14 protein-coding genes and 1 riboswitch are annotated in these 16,752 nt (G+C 65.7%); of the genes, 6 read left to right on the top strand and 8 right to left on the bottom strand.

The genetic code is table 11. From position 1 onward, the window contains the following. Positions 1-86 precede the first annotated feature (86 nt). Both JVX91_RS28215 and JVX91_RS28210 read left to right on the top strand, forming a co-directional pair. Positions 87-905: a M48 family metallopeptidase gene (locus JVX91_RS28215; protein ID WP_205337312.1), complete on the top strand. Its 819-nt coding sequence runs from the start codon at positions 87-89 to the stop codon at positions 903-905. 77 nt (positions 906-982) lie between these two features. After that, a complete protein-coding gene (locus JVX91_RS28210) occupies positions 983-1,966 on the top strand; it encodes an NAD-dependent epimerase/dehydratase family protein (RefSeq protein WP_205337311.1) in 984 nt (327 codons plus the stop codon). A 396-nt stretch (positions 1,967-2,362) separates the two neighbouring features. Here JVX91_RS28210 and JVX91_RS28205 read toward each other — a convergent pair whose 3' ends face one another. The 6 genes from JVX91_RS28205 to JVX91_RS28180 all read right to left on the bottom strand — a co-directional run bounded on the left by JVX91_RS28205 (position 2,363) and on the right by JVX91_RS28180 (position 8,103). Beyond that, on the bottom strand, positions 2,363-2,806 hold the full coding sequence (locus tag JVX91_RS28205) for a ketosteroid isomerase-related protein (RefSeq protein WP_205337310.1): 444 nt from the start codon (positions 2,804-2,806) through the stop codon (positions 2,363-2,365). Positions 2,807-2,906: 100 nt separating this feature from the next. Continuing rightward, entirely contained in the window at positions 2,907-3,488 is a 582-nt protein-coding gene (locus tag JVX91_RS28200) for a TMEM165/GDT1 family protein (protein WP_205337309.1), read from the bottom strand. Between the two features lie 5 nt (positions 3,489-3,493). After that, positions 3,494-3,700: riboswitch (yybP-ykoY riboswitch) on the bottom strand. Between the two features lie 44 nt (positions 3,701-3,744). Continuing rightward, positions 3,745-5,202 carry an amino acid permease gene (locus JVX91_RS28195; RefSeq protein ID WP_205340125.1) on the bottom strand — a complete coding sequence of 486 codons (1,458 nt, stop codon included), beginning with the start codon at positions 5,200-5,202 and terminating at the stop codon, positions 3,745-3,747. 120 nt (positions 5,203-5,322) lie between these two features. Continuing rightward, positions 5,323-6,324, bottom strand: coding sequence for a class I SAM-dependent methyltransferase (locus tag JVX91_RS28190; RefSeq protein ID WP_205337308.1), 1,002 nt, complete (start codon positions 6,322-6,324; stop codon positions 5,323-5,325). A 52-nt stretch (positions 6,325-6,376) separates the two neighbouring features. Continuing rightward, on the bottom strand, positions 6,377-7,141 hold the full coding sequence (locus JVX91_RS28185) for a DUF1835 domain-containing protein (RefSeq protein WP_205337307.1): 765 nt from the start codon (positions 7,139-7,141) through the stop codon (positions 6,377-6,379). Further along, positions 7,138-8,103, bottom strand: a complete 966-nt coding sequence (locus JVX91_RS28180) for a 2-hydroxyacid dehydrogenase (protein ID WP_205337306.1) — start codon at positions 8,101-8,103, stop codon at positions 7,138-7,140. The genes JVX91_RS28185 and JVX91_RS28180 overlap by 4 nt, the downstream gene beginning before the upstream one ends. 82 nt (positions 8,104-8,185) lie before the next feature. On the opposite strand from JVX91_RS28180, the gene JVX91_RS28175 reads away from it, so the two are divergent. Beyond that, positions 8,186-8,815, top strand: coding sequence for a LysE family transporter (locus JVX91_RS28175; protein ID WP_205337305.1), 630 nt, complete (start codon positions 8,186-8,188; stop codon positions 8,813-8,815). A 421-nt stretch (positions 8,816-9,236) separates the two neighbouring features. Here the strand turns inward: JVX91_RS28175 and JVX91_RS28170 are convergent, their stop codons facing one another. Continuing rightward, positions 9,237-10,013, bottom strand: coding sequence for a helix-turn-helix transcriptional regulator (locus JVX91_RS28170; RefSeq protein ID WP_205337304.1), 777 nt, complete (start codon positions 10,011-10,013; stop codon positions 9,237-9,239). Between the two features lie 88 nt (positions 10,014-10,101). Here JVX91_RS28170 and JVX91_RS28165 point away from each other — a divergent pair, with 88 nt between their 5' ends. Beyond that, on the top strand, positions 10,102-11,286 hold the full coding sequence (locus JVX91_RS28165) for an MFS transporter (RefSeq protein WP_205337303.1): 1,185 nt from the start codon (positions 10,102-10,104) through the stop codon (positions 11,284-11,286). A gap of 104 nt (positions 11,287-11,390) precedes the next feature. Here the strand turns inward: JVX91_RS28165 and JVX91_RS28160 are convergent, their stop codons facing one another. Further along, on the bottom strand, positions 11,391-12,566 hold the full coding sequence (locus tag JVX91_RS28160) for an acetyl-CoA C-acyltransferase (protein ID WP_205337302.1): 1,176 nt from the start codon (positions 12,564-12,566) through the stop codon (positions 11,391-11,393). 257 nt (positions 12,567-12,823) lie between these two features. Here JVX91_RS28160 and JVX91_RS28155 point away from each other — a divergent pair, with 257 nt between their 5' ends. Next, positions 12,824-14,506 (top strand): fatty acid--CoA ligase, encoded by a 1,683-nt coding sequence (locus JVX91_RS28155; RefSeq protein ID WP_205337301.1) that lies wholly within the window; start codon positions 12,824-12,826, stop codon positions 14,504-14,506. A 207-nt stretch (positions 14,507-14,713) separates the two neighbouring features. Then, positions 14,714-16,642: a DUF1302 domain-containing protein gene (locus JVX91_RS28150; RefSeq protein ID WP_205337300.1), complete on the top strand. Its 1,929-nt coding sequence runs from the start codon at positions 14,714-14,716 to the stop codon at positions 16,640-16,642. Positions 16,643-16,752: the final 110 nt, after the last annotated feature.

Here is a 16,752-nt window from a genome sequence, read left to right as displayed (position 1 = left end):
CGGTTTTCGCGGTGGTTGCCGGGCACCGGGGGTGGGCCTACCATGCGCGCTGTCCTTGGGAGATTGCATTGTTTCAGGAGAGCATCATGCCCAGCGTTTTTCGTGTAGCAGGCCTCGCCGCAGCCCTGCTGCTGACCGCTTGCCAGCAAGTGAACACCACCAGTGGCGGTGTCGTTGGCGTCGAGCGCAAGCAGACCATGTTCAGCATGCTGTCCAGCGCGCAGGTCGACCAAATGTACGCGCAGTCCTACCAGCAGACCCTCAGTGAAGCGTCCCAGGCCGGCAAGCTGGACGCCACCAGTGCCGACGCCAAGCGCGTGAAGGCCATCGCTGACCGGCTGATTCCGCAGACCGGCGCCTTCCGCCCGGATGCGCCGTCCTGGAAGTGGGAAGTCAACGTCATCAAGAGCGACGAGCTCAACGCCAACTGCGGCCCCGGCGGCAAGATCATCGTCTACACCGGCCTGATCGATAAGCTGAAACTGACCGACGACGAACTTGCCGCGGTGATGGGTCACGAGATTGCCCACGCCCTGCGCGAGCACGGCCGCGAGGCTATGTCCCGCGCCTATGCCGAACAGGTCGGCCTGGGCCTGGGCGGCCAGTTGCTCGGCCTCGGCCAGACCAGCGTCGACCTGGCGCATCAGGTGGTGGAATACAGCCTGACGCTGCCCAACAGCCGGCAGAACGAGAACGAAGCCGACCTGATCGGTCTGGAATTGGCCGCACGCGCCGGCTATAACCCCAACGCTGCGCTGACGCTGTGGCAGAAGATGGGACAGGCCGGAGGCGATGCGCCGCCGGAAATCCTCAGCACCCACCCGGCGGACAGCACGCGGATGGCCAACCTGCAGGCCGCCATCCCGAAGGTCATGCCACTGTACGAGCAATCCAAGACCCGCTGATTTCGGTTCGTGATCCTCTTGATCGGCCAGGGGCGGCGTAAGGTTGCGCCGCCCGACCCAATGAACAGGGAGCAACCGTGAAAATCGCAGTACTCGGAGCCACCGGGCTCCTGGGCCATCATGCCGCCCGTGCGATCAAGGCGGCGGGCCACCAGTTGGTGCTGATCCATCGACCCTCGTCGCAGATCCAGCGCCTCGCCTACCTGGAGCCTGAGTGCCGGGTAGCCGAACTCTTCGATCACCAGGGCATGGCCCGCGCGCTGAGCGGGCTGGACGGGGTGATCTTCAGCGCCGGTTACTACCCGGTGCGGCCGCGCCGCTGGCAGGAGGAAGTCGCCAGCGCACTGGACCTGACCAATCATTTCTACGCCGCCTGCCTGCAGGCGAAGGTGCCGCGGATCCTTTACGTTGGCTCGGCGTTCGCCATGCCTTCGCATCCGCAGGGGCTGCCGGGGCACGAAGGGCTGTTCTACGAGGGCCTGCCCACCGGCAAGAGCGCCTACGTGATGTGCAAATGGGCGCTGGACGAACAGGCCCGCGAGCAGGCCCGTGGTGGCCTGCCGGTGGTCATCGGGATTCCCGGCATGGTGCTGGGCGAGCTGGACATCGGCCCGACCACCGGGCGCCTGATCACCGCCATCGGCCGCGATGAGATGCTGCATTACGTGCCGGGCCGGCGGAACGTCATCGATGCTTCCGAGGCCGGGCGCGGACTGCTCAAGGCACTGGAGGGCGGCCGGGTAGGGGAGCGCTACCTGCTCACCGGACACAACATCGAGATGGGCGAACTGACCGCCACCATCGCGCGGCTGCTGGGCAAGCCAGCGCCAACGCCCATGCCGCTGCACCGTGCCCGCGCGCTGGCGACCCTGGGCCGCTGGCGCTACCGCCTGACCGGCAAGATGCCGCTGCTGGACGACACCGCCATCGAGGTCATGGCCGGCGGGCAGTTCCTCGACGGGCGCAAGGCGCGCGAGGAGTTGGGCTTCGAATCCCATGTGCCGCTGGAGGACACACTGGAGCGGGCCATTTCCTGGTTCCACGCCAACGATTACCTGTAGCCGTATCGCGTGGGCTTGTCCTCGTAGGGGCAACTGTCTTCTTCTGGGAAATCCATACCAGTTCATCCCCCTCACCCCAGCCCTCTCCCTCAGGGAGAGGGCAGTCCGAGCCGACTGACGCAAAGGTTTCATCCTGCACCAAACGGTCCCCTCTCCCTGTGGGAGAGGGCCGACCCAAGCACAGAAGCATCTAGTAGGAGCGGACCTTGTCCGCGAAATCCGTCCGATTACGCCGTCTGCTTCCGGCGACCCCTCGATACTCGACTTTGTCCGGTTGGTCGGTTTGGTTGCGGCGCCACTGACGGGATCGGCTTGGTGGCCGGACTTCGCGGACAAGGTCCGCTCCTACAAATGGCGGCTGGAAAAAAGCCCGGCGGATGCCGGGCTTTTTCTGGGTCAGGGCAGTGCCTTCTCGGCAAACGGCCGGTTGGGCAATCCCATCTGCGCGCGGAAGCTTTCCATGTCGAACAGCGTGCACAATTCCTGCAACTGGTCCTGGCTGTTGAATATCCAGAAGCCCATGGCCGAGATGCTGACAATACGGTCGCTGGCCGGATAGCCCAGCACCGGGCGAACGATGCAGCCCATCAGGGTGCTCCAGGTGAAGACCTTGTTGCCCTCGCGGATGCACTCCTCCACGGCCACTTCCAGGTCCTCCATGCCACTGCGAATCTCCTCCACCAGCGCCCGGTAGCCGGCGTTGTCCAGCGGCTGGGCGGTGAAGGCGCTCTTGTAGATGAAGTCCGGGCTGTGCAGTTGCTCGACCAACGCCAGGTGTCCCTTGTTCCAGGCGAGGTCGATGTGATGGCGGGCGATCTTCTTCAGGTCCTTTTCCGGCATGACGACTTCCTTGGTCGTGGGAGGCGGAAGCGCCACTGTGTATCGATGGCGATACACAGGCATTGGCCGGCGCGCCAGCCTCCCAGCGAAAAGCAGTCGGTCAGAGCACGCCGCCCAGTTTCAGCGCGTGCCACACGGCGGCCAGGCCGAGGATGGCGAAGGCGGCGGCGGCCAGGCGACGGATCAAGTTGAGCGGCAGGCGCTCGGCAGCGAAGTTGCCCGCCAGCACCACCGGCACGTTGGCAATCAGCATGCCCAGCGTGGTGCCGATGACCACCAGCCAGAAGTGCGGGTACTGGGCGGCCAGCATGACTGTGGCGACCTGGGTCTTGTCACCCATCTCGGCGAGGAAGAAGGCGATCAGGGTGGTGAGGAAGGGGCCGAACTTCTTCAGCGAACCTTCTTCGTCGTCATCCAGCTTGTCCGGAATCAGCGTCCAGCCAGCAACGGCCAGGAAGGACACGGCCAGCACCCAGCTCAGCGTGGCTTCGGAGAAGAACGAGGCGACCCAGCTGCCGACGGCACCGGCGGCGAAGTGGTTGGCCAGGGTGGCGGCGATGATCCCGGCGATGATCGGCCAGGGTTTGCGGAAACGCGCGGCGAGGACGAGCGCGAGCAGTTGCGTCTTGTCGCCGATTTCCGCGAGGGCAACGATCAGGGTTGGGACGAAGAGGGATTCCATCAGGCGTTCCTAAAGGGGGCGGGTCGACTAATCACCATGACACGCGCCACCTGCCCGCCCCGGGTCAGGTTGCTCGTGTCATAGGTCTTGTCAAACCCGGGCCTGAACGCTGCAGGCCTGGATCGTACGCGCCATGGTCTGCGGACCAAGTGTGTTGACGCGTACCGGGCGAGCTGGGAGCTCGCGGGAGACTACTCCCCTAGGACGGGGCGCATTCTGCCCAAGTCGTAGGACTTGGGCAAGCCTGCGCGTCGGATCATTCGCGGGTGGGGCGAATGTCCATCTCCTCGTAGCGGATGAAGCGGGTCTTGTTCTTGAAGCGGTAGCCCAGCCAGATCGCGAGGAACAGCGGGATGGTGATGTAGGTGGCGATCAGCCCGGCCCAGTCCACGTGTTCGCCGACGAAGGCCTGGTAGTTCTGCCCCAGGGTGATGATCAGGCAGAGGGTGAAGGCGAACAGCGGGCCAAAGGGGAACCACTTGGCGCGGTAGGGCAGGTCGTTGAGGTTGCCGCCCTGCAGGACGAAGCCCTTGCGGAAGCGGTAGTGCGACACGGCGATGCCCAGCCAGACGATGAAGCCGCACATCCCCGAGGCGTTGAGCAGCCAGGTGTAGACGGTCTTGTCGCCGATGAAGCTGGTGAGGAAGCACAGCGCGCCGATCAGCGTGGTGGCGTACAGGGCGTAGCGCGGTACGCCGCTCTCGGACACCTGGCTGAACAGGCGTGGCGCCTTGCCCTGGGTGGCCATGGTGTAGAGCATCCGGGTCGAGGCGTACATGCCGGAGTTACCGGCCGAGAGGATCGCCGAGAGGATCACCGCGTTCATCACGCCGGCCGCGGCGGCGAGGCCCGCGCGCTCGAACAGCAGGGTGAAGGGCGAGGTGCTGATGTCGCTGCTGTCGGTCTTGAGCAGGTTCGGATCGGTGTAGGGGATCAGCATGCCGATGACGAAGATCGACAGGATGTAGAACATCAGGATTCGCCAGAACACCTGGCGGATGGCGATGGGAATGGACTTCTGCGGGTTCTCCGATTCGCCCGCGGCGACGCCGATCAGCTCGGTGCCCTGGAACGAGAAGCCGGCGATCATCGCCACCCCGATCATCGCCTGCAGGCCGCCGACGAAGGGCGCGTCACCGGTGGTGAAGTTGCTGAAGCCGGGGCTGTCGATGCCGTGCATGATGCCGATGATGCTGGCCAGGCCGATGCCGATGAAGATCACCACGGCCACCACCTTGATCAGCGCGAACCAGAATTCGCTCTCGCCGAAGCCCTTCACCGAGAAGAAGTTGAGCATGAACATGATGCCGAGGAAGCCGGCACTCCAGTACATGCCCGAGACTTCCGGGAACCAGAATTTCATCACCAGTTGCGCTGCCACCAACTCGGCGGCAATGGTCACCGCCCAGTTGTACCAGTAGTTCCAGCCCATGGCGAAACCGAAGCCATCGTCTATGAAACGGCTGCCATAAGTGCAGAACGAGCCGGAATCGGGAATATAGGCCGCCAGCTCGCCGAGGCTGGTCATCAGGAAGAACACCATCAGCCCGATCAGCGCGTAGGCCAGCAGCGCACCGCCGGGGCCGGCGGTGGCGATGGTGCTGCCGGAGGCGACGAACAACCCGGTGCCGATGGAGCCGCCGATGGCGATCATGTTCAGGTGGCGTGGCTTGAGGGAGCGCTTCAGATGATGCGGTTTCTCCTTCGGCCCCATGGCGAATGTCAGTTCGACGTCATCTTTGATTCTGCGATTCACGGGTGTCCTCGATATTTCAGGGCGAGCGGCGATGCGCCGATCCGGGCAGGCTCGGTGGAGTGTAGTGCGAGCCTGGGATCAGCGCCGGGCGCTGTAGATACGGAAGCCGTCGGCCTCGGCCAGGGTGCGGCAGGGGCCCAGGTGCTGCTCGATCAGCGGCGGGTATTTCAGGAAGCTGTTGGCCACCAGGCGCAGTTCGCCGCCGCTCACCAAATGGCGAGCCGACTGGCGCAGCAGGTGTTCGGTGGCGGCGTAGCTGGTGTGCACGCCCTGGTGGAAGGGCGGGTTGCTGACGATGGCGTTGAGATCGTTCGGCGCGGCGTCGATGCCGTCACCGGCGATCACCTCACCTTCCAGTCCGTTGGCGACCAGTGTCAGGCGGCTGCTTTCGACCGCGAAAGCGTCGACGTCCAGCAGGGTCAGCTGGCTCTGTGGATAACGTCGTTTGAGCGTGGCTCCGAGTACGCCGGCGCCACAGCCGAAGTCCAGCAGATGGCCGGCCGGCAGCTTGTCCAGGTGTTCGAGTAGCAGGGCGCTGCCACGATCCAGGCGGCCATGGCTGAACACGCCGGGCAGGGTGATGACCTGCAGCGGGCCGTCGGCCAGCGGCAGTTCATAGCGCTGCGCGAGCGCGTGCAGGTCGGGAGCGGCCGGGGCGCCTTCGATGTGTGTATGCCAGAGCTGGCAATGGCGGGCGCTGTCCAGCTTGCTGGCGCGGCCGAATTCGCCGAGCTGCTTGCTGGCGCGCTCGACGCCGGCGCGTTTCTCACCGACCAGGTACAGCTCGCCATCCGGCACGCAACTCGCCAGCGCGGCCAGCAGGTAGTCGGTCAGTTCGCGGGACTTGGGCAGGAACAGCACGGCGGCTTCGAACGTGCCCGCGGGCGGCGTGGCGCCGAAGTGGCAGCGGCCGGCATATCGAGCTTCGAGCTGTTTGACGTCTCCGGCGTGCCAGCTCCAGCCCTGGGCCTGCGGCAGGTCGCCGAGCAGGGCGTCGGCGGGCAGGCCGGCGAGCAGGACGCGGCCCTGGAAGCGCTCGATCTGGCGCAACAGCACTTCACTGGTGGGGGCGTTGGACATGCGGCCTCCTCGAAAAAAGGGCGCGAGTTTAGCAGGGCTGCCGCGGCCGAGCCTAGGCGAGCCGCACCTCGGCGTTCTTCCAGAAGTCGTCGCCACGCAGTTCCAGCATGCCCGCCGCGACTTGTTCGCGCAGGCGCCAGGCGGCCAGCAGGTCGCTGACGAACAGGCCGTCGACGTAGGCCATGGTTGGACCGATCAGCGACTGCACCGGGCGCCAGGACTCGCTGGCGCTGTCCAGCAGGATGCGGTCGATGTGCGCGTAACCGGTGGCACTCAGTTGGCCGTCCAGCCACAGGCGCAGTTCGGCATTCTCGGCCAGTGCGTGCTGCCAGTCCGCGCCCAGGCGCTGGCGCTCGGCGGCGTTCAGTTCGTGGCTGCCAGCCAGCGCGTCGGCCAGCTCAATGGGTTTGAGCATGGCGATGGCGTGGCGGTCCTCGCTGCGGCACTGGCCACTCCCGGCGCCGACGCTGCGCAGGGTGACATTGGCCGGCAGCAGCGCGCAGACGCGGCGCAGTAAAAGTTGCTCGCTGGCGCTGTCGCCGTGCCAGAGAGTGACGGAGCTGACGTCGGGGCTGCGCAGCCAGTTCGCGTCGGTGACCAACTCGATGGCGATTTCTCGCTCACGCAGGGCGTCGCCGCCCAGCTCATGCCAGAACGCGGCGCGTTGCAGGCAGGGCGGCGAGTCCACGTCGGCGAGTGGGCCGACGGCCAGGTCGTCCGGCATCACGCGGATCTTTTTCTCGACCAGCACGCCGGCCTCCACCGCTCGGCGCAGGGCATCGGCGGCACCGTCGCCGCAGACCAGATGCAGGCTCATGGCGCCACCACCCGGCGCGGCTCGCCGGCAAAGAAGCCGGCGGCGTTTTCGCTCAACTGGTCGACGATGCGCTGCCGGGCCTCACGGCTGCCCCAGGCGCTGTGCGGGGTGAGGATGAAGCGCGGGATGTCGCCGGCCAGCAGTGGGTTGCCGTCCTTCGGCGGCTCGACGCTGAGCACGTCGAATGCCGCGCCACCGAGATGGCCACGGCGCAGGGTATCGGCCAGCGCCTGTTCGTCGACCAGGCCACCACGGGCGGTGTTGATCAGGAAGGCGTGGGGTTTCATCAGGTCCAGCTCGCGCTGCCCGATGAGGTTGCGCGTGGCATCGGTCAGCGGGCAGTGCAGGGTCAGGGCATCTACCTGCGGCAACAGGTCGTCCAGGGGCAGGCGATCAGCCCGTGGCGGTCGGCCGGGCAGGGCGCCGAGCAGCACGCGCATGCCGAAGGCTTCGGCCAGCCTCGCCACCGCGCCGCCCAGCTCGCCGTGGCCGAGCAGGCCGAGGGTCTTGCCCTCCAGTTCGACGATGGGGAAGTCCAGCAGGCAGAACTGCGGCGCCTGCTGCCAGCGCCCGGCGCGGATCGCCGCCTGGTAGTCGGGCAGGCGGGTGGCCAGGGCGAGCAGCAGCATCAGGGTGTGCTGGGCCACCGACGGGGTGCCATAGCCCTGGCAGTTGCTCACGGTCACCCCGTGTCGGCGCGCGGCGTCGAGGTCGACGTTGTTGGTACCGGTGGCGGCCACCAGGATCAGCTTGAGGCTCGGACATTGCTCGAACACCTCGGCGCCGATACGCACCTTGTTGCTGATCGCCACCTGAGCGCCCGCGAGGCGTTCGGCCACCTGCTGCGTATCGCTGCGCCCATGCAGGACCAGTTCGCCGAACGGTGCGCGCAGCGGTGCAAGATCGAGGTCACCGAGGTCGAGGGAGGCATGGTCGAGAAAGACGGCGCGCGGGCTGTTCATGGGCAGCTGTACCTTTTGCGGCAAAACGGACTGACGTAAGGTGACCAGCCTAACCAATTTTCCAAGGGTGTGCGGAGGCGCGATGTACTGGGCGGAATTTCTCACGGTGGCACTCATTCATCTGCTGGCGGTGGCCAGCCCCGGCCCGGACTTCGCCGTGGTGGTGCGCGAGAGCGTGGCCCACGGCCGCCGCGCCGGCACCTGGACGGCGCTGGGCGTAGGCAGCGCGATCTTCCTCCACGTCACCTATTCGCTGCTGGGCATCGGCCTGATCGTGTCGCAGTCCATCGTGCTGTTCAACGCGCTGAAATGGCTGGCCGCGGCCTATCTGCTGTACATCGGCATCAAGGCCCTGCGGGCGCGGCCGGCTGATCCGTCCGCCGCCGAGAACGTCGCCGCGCCGGTTGCCCGCACGGCGCGGGGCGCCTATGTCGCCGGCTTCGTCACCAATGGCCTGAACCCGAAGGCGACGCTGTTCTTCCTCTCGCTCTTCACCGTGGTGATCAACCCGCACACGCCGTTGCTGGTGCAGTCTGGCTATGGCGTTTACCTGGCATGCGCCACGGCGGCGTGGTTTTGCCTGGTGGCGCTGCTGTTCAGCCAGCAGCGCGTGCGCGCCGGTTTCGCCCGCATGGGCCACTGGTTCGACCGGATGATGGGCGTGGTGCTGATTGGGCTGGGGATCAAGCTGGCATTCACCGAGCTGCGCTGAGGCCGAGCCGCTTTTCGCAGGAGCGAGCTTGCTCGCGAACCGCCCAACCTCCTGCGTTGCCGACTAGCAGGGTTCGTTCCCGTAGGAGCAACTGTCTTTTCCTGGGAAGGCCATACCAATGCATCCCCCTCACCCCAGCCCTTTCCCTCAGGGAGAGGGGGCAGCCCGAGCCGACTGACGCTGAGGCTTCATCCTGCACCTAACGGTTCCCTCTCCCCCTGGGAGAGGGTTAGGGTGAGGGCCGATCCCGCACGCAGAACTATCAGGTAGGAGCGGACCTTGTCCGCGAATTCCCAACCAAGCACGCCGGATGTCCCGGCAGAAAGCGAACCTCTTCGCGGATAAGATCCGCTCCTACAACGGCTATCGAACGCAAGCGGCCCTTCGATGTAGGGCGGATACGGGGACGATGTGGCCAGGGTCAGGCCTTGATCTCCGCCAACTGCGCCAATGCCTGCAGGTACTCCCGCGGGTTTTCCCCCAATAGCCTGCGGAACATCGCGCTGAACGCGCGGCCGCTGGTGTAGCCCAGCGCCGCCGCCACGCTCTGCACGCTCTCGCCGGCCAGCAGGCGCGGCAGGGCTTCGGTCAGGCGCAGCTGCTGGCGCCATTCCTGATAGCTCATTCCCAGTTCCTGACGGAACAGCCGCGCCAGGGTGCGTGAGCTGGCGCCCACCTGCTGGCCCCAGTCCTCCAGGGTGTGCGGGTGCTCAGGGTGCTTGAGCAGCGCCTTGCAGATCGCCTTCAGGCGTCGATCGCCAGGGAGCGGCAAGGCCAGCGGCAGCCGCTCCAGGGTGGCGATTTCCAGCAGGATCAACTGCTCCAGCAGTGGCAGCCCCGGCTCGCCCGGCTGCGCCTGCCAGCGGATGCAGCGCAGAATCATTTCCCGCAGCAGCGGGGTGACCGCCAGCACGCAGCAATCCGTGAGGTTGTCCGGGCAGGCTTCGGCGCGGATGAACAGGGTGCGCATGTGCACTTCCCCGCACATGTGGATCTCGTGCCGGGTGCCCGGTGGAATCCACACCGCGCGGCTGGGCGGGATGACCCAGGCGCCCTGGCGGGTGACCAGCCGCATCATCCCGCTGGCGGCATACAGCAGCTGTGCCTGCGGGTGATCGTGGGATTGCACGTGGTGGCCGTCGGCGTAGTCGAGGCCGACGGCAGCGAGGCGGAGGTCGTCGGAGAGGTCCAGGTGCATGGCGGATTTGATGACTTTTCTGTCAGGTCTGCGTTTTCACGACACCCTAGCATGCTCTCTCCTCCCACCCAAACCGAGAGCCGATGCCATGTCCCGACCTCGAACGATCATCCGCTACATCAATGCCGCCCACATCATCGACCACATGTTCATGCTGATCTTCCCGGCCGCCGTGCTGGGCATGACGCAGAGTTTCGGCCTGAGCTACGCGCAGATGATCGGCCTGTCCCTGGGCGGCTTCATCGCCTTCGGCGCGTGCTCGATCCCCGCCGGCTGGCTAGGCGACAAATGGGATCGCCGGCACATGATGCAGCTGTTCTTCTTCGGCATCGGCGTGGCTTCCGTTTTTACCGGGCTGGCGAATTCGGTGCCGATGCTGGTCACCGGCCTGACCCTGATCGGGGTGTTCGCCGCCATTTACCATCCGGTGGGTACCGCGATGCTGGTGGCCCATGCGCGCAACCGTGGCCACGAAATCGGCATCAACGGTATGTGGGGCAACCTGGGCGTCGCCTTTGCCGCGCTGCTGACCGGCTTTCTGGTTGCGCACTTCGGCTGGCGCGCGGCGTTCATCCTGCCGGGTGTCATCTCGGTGCTGATCGGTATCGGCTTCGCCTGGCAGGTGCGCGCCGAGGAGCCGGTGCCGGTGGCGCATCCGGCGCCGCGCGGGGTGGGCGGACAGAAGCTGTCGATGCCCCGCGTATTTGGCGTGCTGGCGCTGGTGACGGCGACCGGTGGAGTGATCTTCAACGCCAGTACCGTGACCTATCCGCGCCTGTTCCAGGTGCGCCTGGAAGAGTTGCTGTCGTCTCCGGAAAGCCTTGGCGTGGTGGTCAGCCTGGCGTATGCCTTCGGTGCCGTGGCGCAGCTGATCATGGGGCGCCTGCTGGACCGCTTCAGCCTCAAGGCGCCGTTCCTGATCATGACGCTGGTCCAGGGGCCGCTGCTGGTGGCGCTCGCCTACGCCTCGGGCTGGCCGGTGGCGGTGATCGGCGCACTGTTCATGTTCGCGGTGTTCGGCCAGGTGACGGTGAACGATGCGATGGTCGCCAACTTCGTTGCGCCGCAGTGGCAGGCGCGGGTGTTCGCTTTGCGTTACTTCGTGTCGTTCGGTGCCAGCGCGGCGGCGATCCCGTTGATCAGCTACATCGAGCCGCGCCAGGGGTTGGCGGGGCTGTACCTGATCCTCGCGGTGCTCGGCGCGATCACTTTCCTCGCCGCCGTGGTCTTCCCGCGCACGGCGCCCCACGCGGCGAAGGTGGCGCCGGCCTGAGCCGGGAGCGTTCCCGTGGGGCGATGCGCGAGCAGGCGTTCCGACCGGACGCGGATACGAAAAAGGGGCGCCTTGGGCGCCCCTTTTTCATGCCGGTATCGCGATCAGACCAGTTCGATCGCCACCGCGGTGGCTTCGCCGCCGCCGATGCACAGCGAGGCCACGCCACGCTTGCCGCCCTTCTTCTGCAGGGCGTTGATCAGGGTGACGATGATCCGCGAGCCGGTGGAACCGACCGGGTGGCCCTGGGCGCAGGCGCCGCCGTAGACGTTGACCTTGGCGTGGTCCAGGCCGTGTTCGCGCATGGCGAGCATGGTGACCATGGCGAAGGCTTCGTTGATCTCGAACAGGTCGACGTCGTCCTTGCTCCAGCCGGCCTTCTTGAACAGGTTGGTCATGGCGCCGATCGGGGCCAGGGTGAACTCGGCCGGGTCCTGGCTCTGGGTGGCGTGGGCAACGATCTTCGCCAGCGGCTTCAGGCCACGGCGCGCGGCTTCCTCGGCGGTCATCAGAACCAGCGCGGAGGCGCCGTCGGAGATGGAGCTGGCGTTGGCGGCGGTGATGGTGCCGTCCTTGCGGAAGGCCGGGCGCAGGCCGGGGATCTTGTCCAGGTTGGCGGTCAGCGGCTGCTCGTCGTCCTTCACCACGGTCTCGCCCTTGCGGGTGGTGACGGTGACCGGGACGATTTCCGAGGCCAGCGAACCGTCCTTGATGGCGGCCTGGGCGCGCTGCAGCGACTCGATGGCATAGGCGTCCATCTCTTCGCGGGTGACGTTGTACTTGTCGGCGGTTTCCTGGGCGAAGGAGCCCATCAGGCGACCGGTGCGGGCGTCTTCCAGGCCGTCGAGGAACATGTGGTCCTTGATCTCGCCGTGGCCCATGCGCAGGCCGGTGCGGGCCTTCTCGATCACGTAGGGGGCGTTGGACATGCTTTCCATGCCGCCGGCGACCATCACGCTGTTAGTGCCTGCTTTCAGCAGGTCATGGGCCAGCATCACGGCCTTCATGCCCGAGCCGCAGAGCTTGTTGATGGTGGTGCAGCCGGTGGCGGCGGGCAGGCCCGCGTTCAGCGACGCCTGGCGGGCCGGGCCCTGTTTCAGACCGGCGGGCAGTACGTTGCCCATGATCACTTCCTGCACGTCCTCGGGCTGGATGCCGGCACGGGAAATGGCTTCGCGGATGGCGATGGCGCCCAGGTCGACGGCGGAAACGCCGGACAGGCTGCCCTGGAAGCCGCCCATGGGAGTACGGGCGCCGCTGACGATGACGATCTCGGACATGAATCTAACCTCTTCGCTCTTGTTGTAGGAGCCCGTGTTCAGTCGGCTGCGCTAGCTCGCAGGCCATACGCGGGCTCCGGGTAAGGAGGCCGGCTGTGAACGACCGGGCGCCAGGATTCTACCGCGTGACCGGATGTCGCCAAAGAGTCATCGGCAAATCACTCTTTTGACTGATGAATGGTGCGCCGGGGCGCTCTAGAGTCGGTCTCATCCTGATGAGACTCAACTCGAAATCCAGCCTTGAGAGTGCGCACGCCATGCTGAAGACCCGCGTCATCCCTGCTGCACAGAACGCCTATCAGTACCCGCTGTTGATCAAGAGCCTGCTGCTGTCGGGCAGTCGTTACGAAAAGGGCAGGGAGATCGTCTATCGCGACACCGTGCGTTACAGCTATGCCACCTTCAACGAGCGCGTCGCGCGCTTGGCCAACGTGCTGAGCGAGGCCGGCGTGAAGGCCGGTGACACCGTGGCGGTGATGGACTGGGACAGCCACCGTTACCTGGAGTGCATGTTCGCCATCCCGATGATCGGCGCGGTGCTGCACACCATCAACATCCGCCTCTCGCCGGACCAGATCCTCTACACCATGAACCACGCCGAGGACCGCTTCGTGCTGGTCAACAGCGAGTTCGCCGCGCTCTACCAGGGCATCGCCGGGCAGCTGACCACGGTGGAAAAGACCCTGCTGATCACCGACGGCGCCGACAAGAGCAGCACGCTGCCCAACTGCGTCGGCGAGTACGAGACCCTGCTGGCCGCCGCCAGCCCGCGCTACGCCTTCCCCGATTTCGACGAGAACTCGGTGGCGACCACCTTCTACACCACCGGCACCACCGGTAACCCCAAGGGTGTGTACTTCACCCACCGCCAGCTCGTGCTGCACACCCTGGCCATGGCTTCCACCATCGGCAGCCTGGACAGCATCCGCCTGATGGGCACCGACGATGTCTACATGCCGATCACCCCGATGTTCCACGTCCACGCCTGGGGCGTGCCCTACGTGGCGACCATGCTGGGCGTGAAGCAGGTGTATCCGGGTCGTTACGAACCGGACCTGCTGTGCAAGCTGATCCGCGAGGAGAAGGTGACCTTCTCCCACTGCGTGCCGACCATCCTGCAGATGATGCTCAACGCGCACAGCGCCAAGGACCACGACTTCGCCGGGCTGAAGATCATCATCGGCGGCAGCGCGCTGAACCGTGCCCTGTACGAGGCGGCCAAGGCGCGTGGCATCCAGCTCACGGCGGCGTATGGCATGTCCGAGACCTGCCCGCTGATCTCCTGCGCCTACCTCAACCAGGAGTTGCGCGAGGGCAGCGAGGACGAGCGCACCACCTACCGCATCAAGGCCGGCGTGCCGGTGCCGATGGTGGAGGCGGCGATCATGGACGAACACGGCCAGTTCCTGCCGGCCGATGGCGAATCCCAGGGCGAGCTGGTCCTGCGCGCTCCCTGGCTGACCCAGGGCTATTTCCAGGAGCCGCAGAAGGGCGAGGAGCTCTGGGCCGGCGGCTGGATGCACACCGGCGATGTGGCGACCCTGGACGGCATGGGCTTCATCGATATCCGCGATCGGATCAAGGACGTCATCAAGACCGGCGGCGAGTGGCTGTCTTCGCTGGAGCTGGAAGACCTGATCAGCCGCCATCCGGCGGTGCGCGAAGTAGCGGTGGTCGGCGTGCCCGATCCGCAGTGGGGCGAGCGACCCTTCGCGCTGCTGGTGCTGCGCGAAGGCCAGGGGCTGGACGCCAAGGGATTGAAGGATCACCTCAAGCCTTTCGTCGAGCAGGGGAACATCAACAAGTGGGCGATTCCCTCGCAGATCGCCATTGTTACTGAAGTTCCCAAGACCAGTGTCGGCAAGCTCGACAAGAAGCGTATCCGGGTAGACATCGCCCAATGGCAGGAAGCCGGTAGCGCGTTCCTTTCCACGGTATGACCGACGACCGGTAAGTCAGGGTTTTCACCGCGCCGGCCAAGCAAGCGCTTGGCACGGCGCAGCCCAGTGATGACGGCCCCTGGGGCCCGGCGCAAGCGTCTAGTCAGGGCCTTTGTAAGAGAAATCACACTTTCGAGCGATCAAGCGTTGTAGGACGCTGGATATAGTCGCCACTACTCATAACAAAAAACACATGGAGTAGCGTCGATGAAAACCATGCAACATATCTGGCGCCTGGCACGGTTGCCGCTGGCAGTCAGCCTGGCGTCCTCGCTGGCGACTCCCGCTTCCGCCGTCAGCTTCAACATCGGGGAAATCGAAGGTTCGTTCGACTCGACGCTGTCCGTGGGGGCCAGCTGGTCGACTGAGAATCCGAACAGCAACCTCATCGGCGTGAACAACGGCGGCAAGGGCCTGTCCCAGACCTCCGACGATGGTCACCTGAACTACAAGGCCGGCAAGACCTTCTCGAAGATCTTCAAGGGCATCCACGACCTCGAACTCAAGTACGGCGACACCGGCGTGTTCGTACGTGGCAAGTACTGGTATGACTTCGAGCAGAAGGACGAAAATACCGAGTTCAAGCCGCTCTCCGACCACAACCGCAAGGAAGCCGCCCAGGCCTCCGGCGGTGAAATTCTCGACGCCTTCATCTATCACAACTACAACATCGCCGACCTGCCGGGCACCGTGCGCCTGGGCAAGCAGGTGGTGAACTGGGGTGAAAGTACCTTCATCCAGAACGGCATCAGCGTGATCAACCCGTTCGACGTCACTGCCTTCCGCCGTCCGGGCTCCGAGATCAAGGAAGCCCTGGTGCCGGTGAACATGTTCTACCTGTCGCAGAACCTGACCGAGAACCTCTCCGCCGAAGGCTTCTACCAGCTGGAGTGGGACCAGACGGTGGTCGACAACTGCGGCACCTTCTTCTCCCAGCCTGATGTGGTGGCTGACGGTTGCACCCAGAACCTGGCGGTGCTGACCAACAACGCCGCCTCGATCCGCACCCTGAATGCCCTGCTCGGCCCGAACCTGGCGGTGACCCCGTCGCCGTGGGACGAAGGCCTGGTGGTCCGTCGCGGCCCGGACCGTGACGCCCGCGACAGCGGCCAGTATGGCCTCTCGCTGAAATACTTCGCCGACAGTCTGAACACCGAGTTCGGCGGCTACTACATGAACTACCACAGCCGCCTGCCGATCTTCAGCGGTCGTGGCGCCGACGCCTCCAAGGTCGCGCAGATCAACCAGCTGATCACCAACATCGCGCGGATACCTGGCGGCGCGCAGCTAGCGGCCCAGGCCGGTGCGGCGGCGATGGCGGGCAACTCCAGCTACTTCATCGAATATCCCGAAGACATCCGCCTGTACGGCCTGAGCTTCTCCACCACGCTGCCCACCGGCACCGCCTGGCAGGGCGAGATCAGCTACCGTCCGAACGCGCCGGTACAGCTGAACACCACCGACATCCTGTACTCCGGCCTCGATCCGGTGGCCATCGGCGGCAATCACATCTACGACAACGCCTCGGTGCTGACCGGTAACGCCGGTGAAGACCTGCACGGCTACCGCCGCAAGGAAGTCACCCAGCTGCAGACCACCTTCACCCACTTCTTCGACCAGGTGATGGGTGCCGAGCGTCTGACCCTGGTGGGCGAAGTGGGCTGGACCCACGTGGGCGGCCTGGAAAGCCAGAACGATGCACGCTACGGCCGTGACCCCGTGTTCGGCCCGGGCCCGCTGAACGGCAGCCTCAACGGCCGCCCGACCTGCGAGGCGCTCAACGCGTCCACCCTGGGCTCCGGTCCGCAGAACAACCTGTCGCGCAAGTGCGAAAGCGACGGCTTCACCACCGCCGACTCCTGGGGCTACCGCGCCCGTGCGATCTGGGACTACAACGATGTGTTCGCCGGCGTGAACCTGAAGCCCAACGTGGCCTGGTCCCACGACGTGGACGGCTACTCCCCCGGCCCCGGCGGTAACTTCGAGGAAGGCCGCAAGGCGGTCAGCCTGGGTATCGATGCTGACTACCTGAACACCTACACCGCCAGCCTGGCCTACACCAACTACTTCGATGGCAAGTACTCCACCGTCGATGACCGTGACTTCGTCAGCCTGAGCTTCGGTGTGACCTTCTAAGCCGGCCGTTCAACCGGCAAGCGGCCCGCCCTCGCGGCGGGCCATCCGCGCGGGCTGGGTGACCCGGCCCGCGCGAGCAGCAGACAAGACCCGTGAACCGTTCTTTCAGG

Origin of the sequence: Pseudomonas sp. PDNC002 (genome assembly GCF_016919445.1) — a bacterium.
In the GTDB taxonomy this organism is placed as follows: domain Bacteria; phylum Pseudomonadota; class Gammaproteobacteria; order Pseudomonadales; family Pseudomonadaceae; genus Pseudomonas.
The sequence above is the reverse complement of the archived record's forward strand: the minus strand, read 5'-3'. Positions and strand labels throughout refer to the sequence as shown.

Bases quoted from the DNA above. Each gene is read 5' to 3' on its own strand.
- JVX91_RS28215 (WP_205337312.1), top strand. From the start codon at position 87: ATGCCCAGCGTTTTTCGTGTAGCAGGCCTCGCCGCAGCCCTGCTGCTG.
- JVX91_RS28205 (WP_205337310.1), bottom strand. From the start codon at position 2,806: ATGCCGGAAAAGGACCTGAAGAAGATCGCCCGCCATCACATCGACCTC.
- JVX91_RS28200 (WP_205337309.1), bottom strand. From the start codon at position 3,488: ATGGAATCCCTCTTCGTCCCAACCCTGATCGTTGCCCTCGCGGAAATC.
- JVX91_RS28195 (WP_205340125.1), bottom strand. From the start codon at position 5,202: ATGGGGCCGAAGGAGAAACCGCATCATCTGAAGCGCTCCCTCAAGCCA.
- JVX91_RS28190 (WP_205337308.1), bottom strand. From the start codon at position 6,324: ATGTCCAACGCCCCCACCAGTGAAGTGCTGTTGCGCCAGATCGAGCGC.
- JVX91_RS28185 (WP_205337307.1), bottom strand. From the start codon at position 7,141: ATGAGCCTGCATCTGGTCTGCGGCGACGGTGCCGCCGATGCCCTGCGC.
- JVX91_RS28180 (WP_205337306.1), bottom strand. From the start codon at position 8,103: ATGAACAGCCCGCGCGCCGTCTTTCTCGACCATGCCTCCCTCGACCTC.
- JVX91_RS28175 (WP_205337305.1), top strand. From the start codon at position 8,186: ATGTACTGGGCGGAATTTCTCACGGTGGCACTCATTCATCTGCTGGCG.
- JVX91_RS28170 (WP_205337304.1), bottom strand. From the start codon at position 10,013: ATGCACCTGGACCTCTCCGACGACCTCCGCCTCGCTGCCGTCGGCCTC.
- JVX91_RS28165 (WP_205337303.1), top strand. From the start codon at position 10,102: ATGTCCCGACCTCGAACGATCATCCGCTACATCAATGCCGCCCACATC.
- JVX91_RS28160 (WP_205337302.1), bottom strand. From the start codon at position 12,566: ATGTCCGAGATCGTCATCGTCAGCGGCGCCCGTACTCCCATGGGCGGC.
- JVX91_RS28155 (WP_205337301.1), top strand. From the start codon at position 12,824: ATGCTGAAGACCCGCGTCATCCCTGCTGCACAGAACGCCTATCAGTAC.
- JVX91_RS28150 (WP_205337300.1), top strand. From the start codon at position 14,714: ATGAAAACCATGCAACATATCTGGCGCCTGGCACGGTTGCCGCTGGCA.